This window comes from Pseudovibrio sp. W74 (assembly GCF_001623085.1).
Classification (GTDB): Bacteria; Pseudomonadota; Alphaproteobacteria; order Rhizobiales; family Stappiaceae; genus Pseudovibrio.
This window is the reverse complement of sequence record NZ_LMCJ01000035.1, coordinates 1-13411: the sequence shown is the minus strand read 5'-3', so window position 1 is coordinate 13411 and position 13411 is coordinate 1. Positions and strand designations below refer to the sequence as shown.

The 13411-nt window shown below is 47.7% G+C and carries 11 protein-coding genes; 3 read left to right on the top strand and 8 right to left on the bottom strand.

All coding sequences use genetic code 11. From position 1 onward, the window contains the following. A partial coding sequence (locus PsW74_RS18945; protein ID WP_244277877.1) for a DNA topoisomerase occupies positions 1 to 1107 on the top strand: 1107 nt, incomplete at its 5' end. A gap of 460 nt (positions 1108 to 1567) precedes the next feature. On the opposite strand, the gene PsW74_RS18940 is transcribed toward PsW74_RS18945, so the two are convergent. The 5 genes from PsW74_RS18940 to PsW74_RS18920 all read right to left on the bottom strand — a co-directional run bounded on the left by PsW74_RS18940 (position 1568) and on the right by PsW74_RS18920 (position 8542). Next, positions 1568 to 2662, bottom strand: coding sequence for a phosphoadenosine phosphosulfate reductase family protein (locus PsW74_RS18940; RefSeq protein WP_206599939.1), 1095 nt, complete (start codon positions 2660 to 2662; stop codon positions 1568 to 1570). A gap of 247 nt (positions 2663 to 2909) precedes the next feature. Beyond that, on the bottom strand, positions 2910 to 4289 hold the full coding sequence (locus PsW74_RS18935; RefSeq protein WP_063290564.1) for a DNA cytosine methyltransferase: 1380 nt from the start codon (positions 4287 to 4289) through the stop codon (positions 2910 to 2912). A gap of 415 nt (positions 4290 to 4704) precedes the next feature. After that, on the bottom strand, positions 4705 to 5961 hold the full coding sequence (gene repC, locus PsW74_RS18930) for a plasmid replication protein RepC (RefSeq protein ID WP_063290565.1): 1257 nt from the start codon (positions 5959 to 5961) through the stop codon (positions 4705 to 4707). 206 nt (positions 5962 to 6167) lie between these two features. After that, the gene (gene repB, locus PsW74_RS18925) at positions 6168 to 7196 is read right to left on the bottom strand and encodes a plasmid partitioning protein RepB (RefSeq protein WP_063290566.1); all 1029 of its coding nucleotides are present in this window, start codon (positions 7194 to 7196) and stop codon (positions 6168 to 6170) included. Then, positions 7193 to 8542: an AAA family ATPase gene (locus PsW74_RS18920; protein ID WP_063290567.1), complete on the bottom strand. Its 1350-nt coding sequence runs from the start codon at positions 8540 to 8542 to the stop codon at positions 7193 to 7195. The genes repB and PsW74_RS18920 overlap by 4 nt, the downstream gene beginning before the upstream one ends. Before the next feature lie 520 nt (positions 8543 to 9062). On the opposite strand from PsW74_RS18920, the gene PsW74_RS30155 reads away from it, so the two are divergent. Both PsW74_RS30155 and PsW74_RS18915 read left to right on the top strand, forming a co-directional pair. Further along, complete coding sequence (locus PsW74_RS30155; protein WP_275484653.1) at positions 9063 to 9188, top strand: hypothetical protein; 126 nt, start codon at positions 9063 to 9065, stop codon at positions 9186 to 9188. Positions 9189 to 9197: 9 nt separating this feature from the next. After that, a complete protein-coding gene (locus tag PsW74_RS18915) occupies positions 9198 to 9887 on the top strand; it encodes a hypothetical protein (RefSeq protein WP_063290568.1) in 690 nt (229 codons plus the stop codon). 99 nt (positions 9888 to 9986) lie between these two features. Here PsW74_RS18915 and PsW74_RS18910 read toward each other — a convergent pair whose 3' ends face one another. From PsW74_RS18910 to repC (PsW74_RS18900), 3 genes are all read right to left on the bottom strand, one after another. Beyond that, the gene (locus PsW74_RS18910; RefSeq protein ID WP_063290569.1) at positions 9987 to 10415 is read right to left on the bottom strand and encodes a lipoprotein; all 429 of its coding nucleotides are present in this window, start codon (positions 10413 to 10415) and stop codon (positions 9987 to 9989) included. Positions 10416 to 10488: 73 nt separating this feature from the next. Next, positions 10489 to 10947 (bottom strand): MarR family transcriptional regulator, encoded by a 459-nt coding sequence (locus tag PsW74_RS28910; protein WP_063290570.1) that lies wholly within the window; start codon positions 10945 to 10947, stop codon positions 10489 to 10491. 331 nt (positions 10948 to 11278) lie between these two features. Further along, positions 11279 to 12715, bottom strand: a complete 1437-nt coding sequence (gene repC / locus PsW74_RS18900; RefSeq protein WP_193776006.1) for a plasmid replication protein RepC — start codon at positions 12713 to 12715, stop codon at positions 11279 to 11281. Positions 12716 to 13411: the final 696 nt, after the last annotated feature.

Below are 13411 nucleotides of genomic sequence, written 5' to 3'. Positions count from 1 at the left end.
ATCATTGCAGGGCTGAACGCTGATGAGCGAAAGCTGTTTGATTTCATAGCCAAGACATTCCTTGCAGCACTAGGCCCTGATTACGAATATCACCAAACACAGATTGCTATCAGTGTGCCGGTGAATGGTCAGGCTGTTGTCTTCAAGACTGTGGGCCGTTCTACAATCCATCTAGGCTGGCGTGCTGTTTACAGTGAGTTCATCGAGGACAGGTCGTCCTCAGATAGCGAGGCAGAACTGCCTCAGGTTCGAGACGGTGAAGGCGTGGGGATCTCGGCTGTCAGCATTGATGCCAAGAAGACAAAAGCACCTGCCCGTTACACGGAAGGTTCCTTGATTGAAGCCATGCAAAACGCATGGAGGTTTGTTGAAGATGAGGGCCAGCGTGCACGGCTGAAGGAAGCCAAGGGCATTGGTACACCGGCAACCAGAGACACCATTATTGAGGGACTGAAGAAGCAAGGCTTCCTCTCTGTCACCAAGGGCAAACTCTTTGCAAGCGATACGGCTATGCAGCTCTACCACCTTTTGCAAGGTCGGTGTCCCTCACTCCTTGACCCAGCGACCACCGCAACAATGGAAGCGCGTCTTGATGACATTGTGAGTGGTCGTGCCGGTGCTGATGAAATCATCCATGAAATTTGCAACTCTGCAGCGACCGCTATTGACGTGCTTGGTGAACAAGGCCCGCAGCTTGATATTCAGCGTAAACCGAGCCCTGCTATGGTCAAAGCCGCTAAAGGCAAGGCGGAGCGCGAGGGCAAGCGTTTGACCCGTACAGATCTGGCAAGCTATGACACCTTGCGAGCATATCTTGGACCAATGAAAGAACGGACAGAAGAACCATCGGCACCAAGTCCAGCACAACTCAAGTTTGCCTTGTCGATAGCTGAGCGCTTAGCTCTCCCGCTTCCAGATGCGGCCAAAGGCTCAGCAAAAGCGCTTAGCAGCTGGATTGAGGCTAACAACTTTGCCAGTGAGAGCCAGATGACGTGGATTTCCAAATTCGTTGAGGAAGGCAAAGTCAAGAAACCTAAAGGGTATCCGGACAAGGTATCCCCCAAGGTTGCCAAAGCACTGCTAGATAAAATGTTCAAAAAGAAATAGCGGCGTGAGATGTTTGCTCCCGTTTGCAAGGAGGTAAAACTCGCAGGGTGGATGGTAATATGCGATTTTCAGGGATCAAAGCTTCCAAGATCTGGATAAGCCCCCATTCTTTGAGGAAAGGAGTTGAAAGTTGCAGTCCTGAGTCGCACCCTCAAATTGTAAGAAGCAAAACTAACTACACGAAAGGAAGCTCATGAAACTGCTCAGCTATGCCCCAACGCTTGGGGAGCTGTTTGACCGTCTCAGTTTTGATATGAAATTTGAGGTGGTGTTTGAATGGATCAGGCTCTCGATGAACCTGACCCTTTCATGACTACAGCAGTAGAAAGCAACGCTCCAGCAAAGATCTGTTGCTTCTAGGATTGGGCGCTCTGAGCAATCAGGGCGCCCTCTGCATATCTACAGTCTATAAATAAACCGAGTCTTTCACAACGAGAAAAGCAGACTCTTCACGTGAGAGTCATGAAGCTCCGCAGCCCTCGTTTCCGAAAGCACCAGCGGGAATGCTCCACCCCTGCCCCTTGCCTTCAGCTGCAAACACTGGCAGCTCATAACGTTCATTCAAAGCCTGCTTCAGAGCTTCAGCATCTTCAATCTTGATCGGTCTCGCCTTGCTTGCCAGCTCCAGCACGTTCAAACCCTGCCTAGAAATCGTGGTGCCAAACATCTGCTCATAAGCTGCTATCGCTTCAAGGCGGTCCGGAAAGTGCTCTTTGATGGTTGCCCAGATCCGCGCTCCATTGAAGATGCATGTCATACATGATGACCGGCTCCAGCCAAGGCGATACGGAACGGGAGCCAGTACGTTATGACGTTTGAGTACGTCCCAGATCTGTTCCTCTGTCCAGTGCAGCACCGGTCGCCACGCATCGACATGGCGAACATTGTTTGAGTTGGTGTGCGGTTCTAACTGATTGTACTTTGAACGGTTCGCTGACTCTTCTCTTCGCTCTCCAGTGATGAACAGAACCTTCTTGTCATTGAAACGCTGCTGATTGGTCAGAGCTCGTCTGCCAACATCAATCTTCAGCACACTTGAACACCATCGGGTTTTAAGATCCGCGCCAACTTGCGGAAATCGGCGACGGGTAGCTGGCTTCGCTCGCTTTGTGTTCCTGGACAGCGTGAGCAGTCCTGCAGGTGTCTCAACCTTATGCGGCTTACTGAAGCTGTCTCGCTTTAACATCTCAGTTTCAAAGCCACCCTCAAGCCATGAGAAGTAAACCGGTAAGTTGAAAGCTCGTGCCAGATGCCGATTGTAGTCTTTCATGAAACTCCAGTCCATGAGCGTGGAACCTTCAGCTCCGTCAACGTCATGGTGCCAGAGTTCAATTTTGGACTTATCCGCCCCAAGATCAAGGAGCTGCAGCAGACAGGCAATGCTATCTTTGCCTCCAGACATGCAAACAATGATGTTGTCATAGTCATCCAGATCCACGACCGGTGCGGAGTAATAAACATTGTGGTTGTCGTCTGAGGGTCTGAATAAATCCAACTGCGCTTGCAATGCTGGTATCACGAGCTGATCATCAAAGCTGTGAGGCTGACAGGTCATCCGGATCTCCATCTGAATGTGGTTTTCATTCTTGCTGTCACGAAAGGCCGGAGTGCCGGTCAAGGTCATCCGGACCGAAGGGAACCAGCTGCAAGGAACGAGCAAAGCGAGTGGATGAAGGTGGGCTGGATGCCTGCTTGCAGGTCGCCTTTACCGGCGCGGGCGCAGCACAAATCTGAAAGAGCTTTAGAAGACAAAAAGAAAGGCCAGCTGTTAGCTGACCTCGAAAATTTGAATGGGGTGGGATCTACGCAGCTAATGGAAGCTGTTCGTGAGGGGTCTTAAACAGGTGTAGCAGTGTCTTACCCAGAAAGGCTGCAATCGCTTGAAACACAGGAAATATGACAGATTGTCCAAGCACCTCGTGAGCTGTCGTAGATGACAGGCCCTCAATCAGCTTTGCTGGTATGCCCTTTACTCGTGCATGTTCCAGTGGAGTAAACAGTCGAGATAGCTTCTCATTGGTTGGGTGCTTCAGGAAGGGTTCAGTACTGCGGTACTTGGCATAGCCTCGGCCAATGGTTCCGCAAGCTTCAGCACTCGCATTCAAGAGCTGACGCTTGAAGCCTTTCCCTGCAGCCATATCGCGGGCCTCTTTTTTAGCCAAGTAGTCAAGGTCCTTCCAGCGCTCACTATCAGAAGAAATTGGCTCTAAGATCTCATTGAGGGTTACTGGCTTTTTAATCAGTGGCTCGACACTATCTAGATCCAGAAGTTCAAGGCCTTCTGTCATCGCAACCACACAAAGGCGTTTGCGAGCTTCCAAGGCACCAAACTCATTACCTTCAAAAACACGCTCAGATAGTTTGTAACCAAGAGATCCAAGGACTGAGCGAATAACGGTCATGCTCGCAGTACTGGAGTACTCAGGAACGTTCTCAATCAAAATTATGGCTGGGTTCACAGCTTGAACGAACTGGAGAAAATGAAAAAACATTGCACCGGCGGAATCATGGCTTTCAGCATACTGAAGCTTGTTTTTTACTCTGCCTGATTTGCTGGCGCCAGTGCACGGCAAACCAGCAATAAGTATCGAAGCTGGGGCAGGGGACTTGCCAAGATTAACGGCTTCAATCGGACCTTCAATAGCAATGCTTTTGCTATCCCAGAAGATGTTATTTCTAATTGAGCTTGCCAGATAATCTGGTTCAATTTCAACGGCAACAGAAAGGCGGCTCTTAAGTCCCGTTTGCTCAAGGCCGTCATGTATCGCTGCATCAAGAACCCCACCTCCATGAAAGAGGGAGCAAACATCAAGCGGCATCTTGTTGTTTAGTTTATGCATCAAGCGAGACACGCGCTCCTCAATGCGCATGTCTTTATGATGAGCGCAGATTGTGATCTGTTGATCCTTGATCAGAACCCTGATCATCTGTGCGTCGGAGAACAGCTCAGCAACTTCAGAGGAAGTCAGGTCAATCACAGGATTGATGATACTCCCTTTTTTGCGACGGCTTACCTTCCGAGCTCCGAAGTCATTAATGGTAAGAACAAGCTGTTCGCCCTCGACTGCCAGATCATAATACTGTCCAGCTTCGATGCCTTCGCGTCTTAGTTTTTCGCCTTCAATCCAGACCCTCTTGCGGCCCTTGTTCAAGCTCACTTTAGTGTTCACGATGGTTGGCATTCTGCACCCCTAAAACCCGTTTCTTTCTTCTTGTCGAAGACAGCGGGGGGAGCGGTGCAAGGATCGGAAGGCCGGAGGGGTATCACCCACTTGAGCGCAATAGCGCGAAAGCCGACCTGCAGCTGCAGGTCGAGTCCTGCACGCAGGTTTGCGGTGCCGGTCTGCCGGCACAAGCAAAGCTAAGGAAGGATGGGGAGACCGGCCTGGAGACCGCGAAGCGGCTTTAGTCCTTGCGCCAGTGATGGGGCAAAGCCCCTTAAGCTAGCAGCAGGGCAGGGGATAAACTTTTCCAAAACACATCAAAGCAACCATGAAATTCAGCTCAATTTCAGTTCACCAATCCCTCAAAAGTTCACAACTGTGAACTTCTTTCAAATAACGCATATAATTCAGTAGGTTACAATTTTTCACATTATTATGCGCCACTAGCGAGACCAAAAACGGATTTTTGGAGATGCAATTTCCCATCGTTAGCTCTGTCGATCATTGCGCGGAAATACCCTCCTGGGCGGGCAATTGCGTCCGGATCTCTCAACGCTTTTTCGGCAACAACAACAAGGCAAGCCGCTGACAAATGCCTTCCTTGGGAAACACACGCAGATTGCCAAGCAGCTTCAGACAAACCAATCAAATGTCTCAGATCCTCGGTGCGCTCTAACAAGCCACTCCAACTTGAAAGTTCGAGTTGCAATGTTTCTTTGACATCTGAACAGGCGCTTTCAAGAAGCCCAATGGATACACCTGAAAGGTTTGTTGAAGGCAGTTGGTTAAGTTCATTAGTTTTGAAGGACGTTCTTAAATCGTCTGAATTTGCTTGCTTGCCAGCAGCAGGCACCTCAGGCTTTTTTTCAAAAGCCATTTCAACATTGCGTAAGCAAGTGTTGTCAGTTTTTAATTCTAAGTGTGGCTCGTTAGAGCCATGCCGCTTATCTATTACTATTTTTTCACGATGTGATGGTGTTGTATTAGATATAGCGACGCCATTAGTGTCACCCTCGGATGACATATTAGCTTCAATAATAAGCATCTGTTCATAAATTGCTTCAACCACTTGTGCTCTCGTAAACACATCAAGTTGCTGACACATTACATTCTCCAGCTTCCTGATAAATGGAACCGCCTCTCTACCAATCAGATCGGCCAAATCTTTGGCAGCCCGTGTTCTTGATGTAATCAAGCGTCTTGCCTGCTTTTCAAACTTCAAACGCTCTTGAAACGCAGTTGCTATGCCTTCAAACTCAAGGAGATTGTTGCATGCTGGGGTGAGATCCAGGCCGAACCCATAGTCAATTGCTCCGCTCTGGTCTCGACAAACAAACCTGCGACCATTTGGACTATCCGCATATGCTAGGATACCTGCTTCTACCAAGCGCTTGATACACCTACTGACCGTGCGTGTAGAGCGCATAGTATACTCAGCAAGCTTTTCATTCGAGATAGCTACCATAGGCTTCTTACCCGCTTTCAGATCGGCTTCTCGTACCAATCCAAGCAGAATATCTAAGATATGATAAGTGCTTCCAGAGATCTTAAGAGCTGGTGCAACTCGCTTGAGTGTCATAGCCAGTTCTTTCTTAGTCACACTTTCATTCAGCGGTTCACTAGCTAAACGTTGACTAGCAATGATGGCTGGGTTGATTTGCCTAAATGAGGCGATGGATTGAGCGAGCATAGCAAGCCTTTTCCGCAGAATACTGCAGATTATTGCATGTTAGTTTTAGCTCAAAACGGCGCAGAAAATCATTCCCTCACTTAAAAAGTGGGGTTGTATATTTTCCTCGAACGCTCTACAAAGAAATTGCTACATAACTTCGAAGCGCTGATTGCGTTTTGAATTTGATTTGGGCCTGCCTAGTGCAGGCCTTTCTCTTTTCTAGATCATGTTTCCTCTTTCTTCAGCTCATCAAATCTTTTCACCAGATCCGGAAGCTGATCGATCAGGTATTCACCAAACTCCTGCCCGAACTCTCCCTTCCAAACGAAGGAAGCTCCCTTGGCAGTGTTCGAATATTCCGCTAAATCGCCACCAGAGAAGGGGAGGGTAGATGGCTCTTTTTTAGTCGGACGCTTTTTTCCCGCGAAATTATTCTGAGCAGCTTTTAACACCAGCCGAAAGCGTTCATCGCTATCACTATTACGCCATTGCGTAGAGATCTTGATAGGATTCAGTAACTTTGCCAGCTTTCCAGCATGGGCAGGATTGTGATCTATGAGTTCCCCCAACTTCATCCAACTTGGACGGCCAATTTTGGGAGCAGGACCGATAGCTTCAATAACGTCTGATGGAACAAGGCTTGGAACTTTTAGGTAGTTGCTAAGCGTTCCCTTGGATCTAGCGCCAATAGCACGAATAACTACCTCAGACGGATAGTCTACCTTTAGCCTCGCTGCAAACAATGCTGTCTCAATGAATGAGAGGTTCTTTCTCTCATGGTTCTCTTGACCCTGCGCTATTACTAGTTGTTCGTTGGACAGATCCTGGACAACAGCCTTAAGCATGACATCTAGCTCAAGACATGCTTTCCAACGACGATGACCGTAAGCAATCTGAAACTTGTCCGGTTCTCCCATTACAGGACGGACCAAAACAGCTACTTGTTGACCATCTTGTTTGATAGACACTTTAAGCTGTTCAAAGTCTTCGTCATGATCGGAGGGTAACCGGTCTTGAACAATAGATGGGATACACTTGTGGGGATCAATGCTTTGAACCTGATCTCGACTAACAACACCACTAGTCCTGCCAACCTCTGAAAGCGCATCTGTCATCAAGCCCAATGGGCTGGTTCTACTGACTTTAGTCTTAGTGCTTTCGCTTGGTGCGGGGCTGGGATTTGTCGGTTTTGACACATCTCCACTGATAATGGAGTTCAACAGCTTTCTGCTTTCACTACGCTTAGTTGTCATAGTCTACCCCATCCGCGCAAAATGATTTTTTCAATTTCAGCATTTGCTTGATTCATGAACTCGATTGCACGGTCGTATGTCTTTGGATTGAACTGATTTCGATCAGATTCATAAAGTGTTAGCTGACGGGTTCTGGCTTCCTCAACTGCAGTCGTATTAACCATTGAATGGTCCAGAACGTTCTTCAGATAGGTGCGGAGAATTTTCGAAACGTCATTTTGTGGCGTACTCGCTGTGTTGAAGCGAGTGATCAAATAGTGCAGCGTTTTATCCGTGATGTACTCTGACCCTAAAGCTCGCTTGATCGCCGCTTCGTACTGTTCTTGGTGAGTAATAGAGGTCATCAAATACTGGGCCATGGATTCACAATCTAGCATTTGTGGCTGGATAGTGAGGAGCAAATGATTAGAGGCTCCAATGGCAGCATTCGATAGATAACCTAGGTTTGGAGCTGTATCGCAAACCACAACATCATACTGATCTTGAACGTCAGTCAACGCAGCCTGAAGGCGCAAGAAATATAGCCTTTGAAGTGACATCCCTCGCATCTTTACTCTCAGACTATCAACTTCTTGAGACAGGCGTTCAAACTCTGATCGCGGCAAGTTGCCAGAAGCCAGACTGTTCTCCAACTCAGCTAAACGAAGGCGCATTTCGCGCTCTTCTTCCATCGTTGAAGTCGTCACGCGTGGAGCATCAAACTCCCAATCAGCGACCCACAAACCACTCGGTACGATATCTAAGTTTTCAAAGTAGGTCTTTTGCGCAACTTCAGACATAGGGCGAGGGTTGTCATACCGAATAGCTGCATAAAGGCTTTGATCATGTGTAACACGTTCCGGAACGATACCCATCATTCCACTGGTAGATCCCTGCGGATCGAGATCTGCTAAGAGAACTCGATAGCCTTTTAATGCGAGATATTGAGCAAAGTGAACTGCTGTTGTGGACTTAGCAGAGCCACCTTTGAAGTTTACGCAGGAAATAACTGCAAGCTCTTCATCACCTCTACGACGAGGATCGTAGAGGCGCGCCTTTTCATCACTCGTTGTCTTCTGCGCAAGATGCTGCCGTACCGCATTAATGTCCGCGAGCGTATAAAATCGTTGTTTAGACTTACCTACCAGCTCGGGAGTGAGGCCTAACTCGTCAGCATGATTATTGAAATGAGCACGAGATACACCAACCCAGCTGGCAGCTTGAACAGTCGAAAACCGTTTTAAAGTCTTAATGGCAGCAGGAGGGAAATAAACTTCCGACATGCTTGCCAAAACACTTTGCAGCGCCTCATGATCAGCACGCATGTGCTTCAAAATGTTGGAGTCGTGATCAATCTCAGTGTTCATAAATCAATTTCCAGATCGCAATGGCAACAATGCTGTTTCTCAACATTCACCTACAATCTGGTAAAATCAATAAAGAAAGGGTTAATTCACGTTAAGAGTATCTCAAAATTTGGGAAAACCGCAAAAAAGCCGAAAATTGACGAGGTTTCTTGCCTCTTTTTCATCTCCATTCCAGTGGAACCAAGCAGTTTCAGGAGAAAAGCAGAATCGGTTACACATATCTGAGCTCTAATTAAGAGACATGGAGATGCCAATGCAATTGCAACTTAGCCAAGCATATCAAACGCTACTCCATGCAGCATCGGGCCAATTCTTCCTAAATGAAGATTTCAAAGCCAATCCAGTCTGCGACAAACTGCTTTATGAACTAAAATAGGAAATCATATGGACTGATTATGTTATCCTAAGTTGCTGTTATTATTTATTATTTATTACGCTTGCTAACTTATTGGGCTAAACTGTTTCTAGATATATAATTAAGAGCATGTTTTTTTATCTCCAAACAGACAACGGAGCCAGTATGAAAAACATTCTCGCTTTTCTGGAAGCAGTAAATCAGATGAACCCAACCACACTCTCGCTGTTGTTAAGCTTTGTAGCTGTCGGAGTAGCTGGGCTGTCAGTTTATATGATGGGTGCAAACTGAGAGGACTGCATGAGATCGAACTTACAGTGGGTACGCCTTCCCACCTCGTGGCTATCAGAAGATGACTGTTACTCAGCCTTCAATAAAAAAGTTATGGCCGACAACACCATGGCATTACTATGCCTATTGGTTATCGCTCATAATGCTGATGAGGACACAGGATTAGCTCGCGTTACTTATGATCAGTTCCAGGAAGCTCTTTCGAAAAGTCGAAGTTCAATTTCCCGTGGTCTAGCGGTCCTCAAAAGACTTCAATTGGTAAGCATGACGGGTGAGCGGAGTCATTACCAACTCGTAGGATACAGGCAAAATAAGGGCTGGGCCAAACTACCTTGTAAGAAGCTATACAAAGGGAAATCACTCACTGTTAGCAACAGTATCCATTTGCGAAGTATTGTTGAATTAGACGCCCTTAAAATCTATTTTTTATTAGTAGCAGCCAGGGACCGAAAAACGAACTATGCTGCTTTAAGTTATATGAAGATTGAAGCCCGCACTGGTATAGCTAGACCGCGAATAAAGGCTGCTACAAGCTTTCTTGCTGCTCAAAATCTTGTGGTCATCGATGCAGTTAGCAGCACACTCCATGATGCAGCCGTCTCATACAGATACCGTCTTACAGGGCTTGATCCTTATAATCACTCAGGAACGAAAGGCCGACAAAGCATCGAAGAGGTCACCTATGACGATGATTTTTAGCAGCCCGATGTAGAAGAGTAATAAAGTCTCATACTCAGTAAAAAATTTGATGAAAAAACCGAGGAAGCTATGCTTCTCTCGGCTTTTTGTTTGCTGCATTTACTTCACGCTATCAAGCAATCGCTGCAATCGTGCTCCATCTGGACTATCAAGCAGGGTTACTCTCTGCTGGTTGCTCTTGCCTGGATTGAGCAACATGTCATAGGTGGCCGTCACTTGGGTTCCACCTTGGATGCGTGCGAACCTCATTGAAATCTGCCCACGTGGTACGCCTGAACTACTGGAGGCGTGCTGCTTACGCTCAGAGCTGTTTGGGGTGAGGATCTGCTCAACAACAACAGTGTTAGAGCTGTTGCGAACGACCTTGAAGCCGCGATCCTTAAACGCCTTGATCAATGCGTTCTTAGCTGCAGGAAGTGGCTTCTCAGTTACAATTTGTGGCGGCTGTTTAGAGGACACCTGAGCCGATGTTGTCTGACACGCAGCCAACATCACTGTTGCGACAAGAATAGTGAAAAGCTTTTTCATAGAATACTCCGTTTGTTTGATCCACCGCTGAGCGATGGGAGATCTGAACTTGAATGCGTTTGTTTTGGGGTGTTTAGGTGCTGGCCTCAGCTTTTAACTTTGAAGAGCAGAACCGCGTGCTTGCGCTCTGTTCCAAACCTTTGAGCATCTTGCTGAAGGTCTCTGAGAGAGTGGCTCGCTGGTCTGCGTTCAGGTTCTTCAGCAATGCTTCAGCCGTTTGTGTACGGGCCTGTCCGAGTTCAACTGCTCTTCGCTTGCCTTCAAACGTCAAACCAACCTTGACGTTTCGCCCTTGGCGTTTCACGCGCTTTACCAGTTGCTTTTTCTCCAAGCGATCGATCACGCGCACGGTTGCTGAATGGCTAAGCTGGATCTGATCCGCGATAGAGCCGAGGGAAGGGGCCACACTTTTGTTGAGAAGCATCAACACTGCTACAGAACTGACTGGAAGACCACCATATTCCTTCGTACAGGTATCTTCCAAAGTCGTACTGATTGCAGATAGCTGATCAGCTAAATAATTGGTTTGCATAACAAAACTCCGATTTCGCGTATAAAAATGAAGATCTGATTGGTTTCTGAGACCTTGATCAGATCGGCTCATTTCTTCCGTCGCAAAAGCGGGGAGTTCGCTGACAAGGATCGTTTTGCTGGTGGGGTATCGCCCACCGAAGCGCTTGCGCGTAGGTAGAGCTGAAGGCGCATCTAGCGGATTCAGCTCGTGTCCTGCACGAAGTGATTTTGGGCCGGATCTGCCGGCGCAAAACTCACGCAGGAAGGATGGGGAGACCAGCAAAGCGAGAAGCGCGAGCGCCCATGTCCTTGTCAGCGAACTGGGGCGAAGCCCCTTTCTGAACCTCGGCCTACTCATTGAGGTTCGCTTTGTTCAGCAGGCCAAAAACCGATTTGTGAAGGTGCAGCTCTCCGCGTTCGGCCTTGGCGAGACAGCCGCGCAAAAACCCGCCATATGAGTTGATTGGCGTTGCTGGATCTGTCCCTTTGCGCTCTGCCACGATGATTATCGTTGCAGCAGCTGTATCTCCAACCACAGAACAAGCCTGCTTCCAGGCTGACTGCGAGATCCCGAGATAGGTTGCCGCTTGCTCAGCGGCAGTAACAATAGCTGACCAGTCAGCTTCATTTGTTCGCTGTGCATTCCTGATCATCTCTTGCAAGATTGGACTGGCACAGGCGAGAACTTGCTTGAGGGTAATGTGCTCGATGCCCGAAGCAACGCCTTGCGTGTTTGCTTTACCTGCAGGAGGTGAGGGCAGGGGGCTTTGCTGGATCTCGACAATCTCAAGTTCCAGTTGACTGGCTCTGGCCTCGCTCCCACACTTGATTTTTTCAAGAGCCCTTTCCGCGTGAGCGGAACCACATGAATTTAAGTCATTGCCGTGAGGCAATGGCCGCCTGTGCGCAGCATTACTTCTTTCGTTAGAAAGTGTTTGGTTTGTATTGTTTGTATTTATGTGTCGGAACTCTGTTTCCGACCTGCCGGAAGTTTTCTTCCGACCGGAGCATATTTGAGTATCGGATTCCGATGCTGGTTCTTGCTCACTCAGGTCAGCTGATGCCTGCTCATTCACTTCATGAAACTCAGCTATCAGCTGCAGCATCTGCTTACTCCATTGCAGCAGCTGAGTGATGGTCAAACGTGCCTCAATCCGGCGGGGCAATGATGTGATCAGCTTTTGAGCTTCTCCTGCAGCTGGATGTTCCGGACGCAATGTCAGTTGCTCTCTCAAAACCCGCTTATGGAGGAGGAGCGTTGTCTTTTGCTGTTTCCAGACACGAGCGCGTTGTTCCAGCTCTTGCGCCATGCAGTACAGGCGCTCATAGCTTGCTGCCAGCGGCGCAAGGTTGACACCAAAAGCTTGAACCAGTTCGCCGTCTGCAGAGCGATGACCGAAACGACGCAGATTGCCGCTATCATGCCAGCACACCAGACCGGCGCGATTCAATGCTCGCTCAATGTTGAGAACCTGGCGTTCGCTGATCACCCGTTTGTTGGCGGTCGCACTCACGGTCAAATACACAATCGGATTACTGCCACACTGCCAGTCCTGGTCGCGTGTGTAACCAACCAGAAACTCCAGGTGCGCGACTTGTGTTGCAGTCAAACCAAGTTCGCGCTGCAACTTCTTCACAAGTGACAGCACATCCCATTTGGATACTGCGACCGGTAATCCAGAAAAACTTCTGGCCGCAACTTCTGCACTCTCGTTCTGTTGGCGCGATGTATTGCCAACACCAAAATCTGCCGTGGGCTCATCGAGCATAAAGGCATCAATAAACATTCCAAAATTCCGCATCAAAAGGATGCTCAGGAACCAAATTGAGAGTGCAAAATCCCGTTCGCAAAAAAATTGCGTTCTGCACTCTTGCAATTTCTGGGAGGACAACATAAAAATTTAGGTGCTAAACTTAATTTTATATTGTTCTCCCTGGTTGCTCCTGGCTTCCAGGGTTTACTTTTTTAAGGCCTCAAATCGCCTTTCTATTTTAATTCACGCAGCCCGAACTCTAATCCGATATCCAAGGTGCGTTTTGATCGAATTTGCATAGAATTGTTACAAACGCCCACTCCCCCAAAAAAGTAAAAGTTTAACTAAATCGCATGTTACGCACATGTTAGGTAAGTAAATTCATCAATTTTTCTATTTCATGTGATCACCACTTAATCCAACCAAGATTATTGATAATCAATAAGTTAGATATACTGTTAACCGTCTTAAAACTACTTGTGAACAAATGCGGAACTAAGACAAGTTTCATTGAGCGCAACCTTAGGTTACTATAAAATAAGTCCAGTAGAGGACTAATCAAATGCGCAATCTTTTCAGACATATAGCTATCGATTTGAACTGGTTTATTTCCTGGAGCATCATTGCTACTGCAGCCCATATTGCTTTGTTCTGGGTCGCCATGCCGATTACTTGGTCCATCAACACGTTTGCTGATCTGCCGTTTCAGATCCCCGAAGAATCTACCCT

Coding starts and splice junctions, on each gene's coding strand:
- PsW74_RS18940 (WP_206599939.1), bottom strand. CDS start 2,662: ATGACCTGTCAGCCTCACAGCTTTGATGATCAGCTCGTGATACCAGCA.
- PsW74_RS18935 (WP_063290564.1), bottom strand. CDS start 4,289: ATGCCAACCATCGTGAACACTAAAGTGAGCTTGAACAAGGGCCGCAAG.
- repC (WP_063290565.1), bottom strand. CDS start 5,961: ATGCTCGCTCAATCCATCGCCTCATTTAGGCAAATCAACCCAGCCATC.
- repB (WP_063290566.1), bottom strand. CDS start 7,196: ATGACAACTAAGCGTAGTGAAAGCAGAAAGCTGTTGAACTCCATTATC.
- PsW74_RS18920 (WP_063290567.1), bottom strand. CDS start 8,542: ATGAACACTGAGATTGATCACGACTCCAACATTTTGAAGCACATGCGT.
- PsW74_RS30155 (WP_275484653.1), top strand. CDS start 9,063: ATGAAAAACATTCTCGCTTTTCTGGAAGCAGTAAATCAGATGAACCCA.
- PsW74_RS18915 (WP_063290568.1), top strand. CDS start 9,198: ATGAGATCGAACTTACAGTGGGTACGCCTTCCCACCTCGTGGCTATCA.
- PsW74_RS18910 (WP_063290569.1), bottom strand. CDS start 10,415: ATGAAAAAGCTTTTCACTATTCTTGTCGCAACAGTGATGTTGGCTGCG.
- PsW74_RS28910 (WP_063290570.1), bottom strand. CDS start 10,947: ATGCAAACCAATTATTTAGCTGATCAGCTATCTGCAATCAGTACGACT.
- repC (WP_193776006.1), bottom strand. CDS start 12,715: ATGTTTATTGATGCCTTTATGCTCGATGAGCCCACGGCAGATTTTGGT.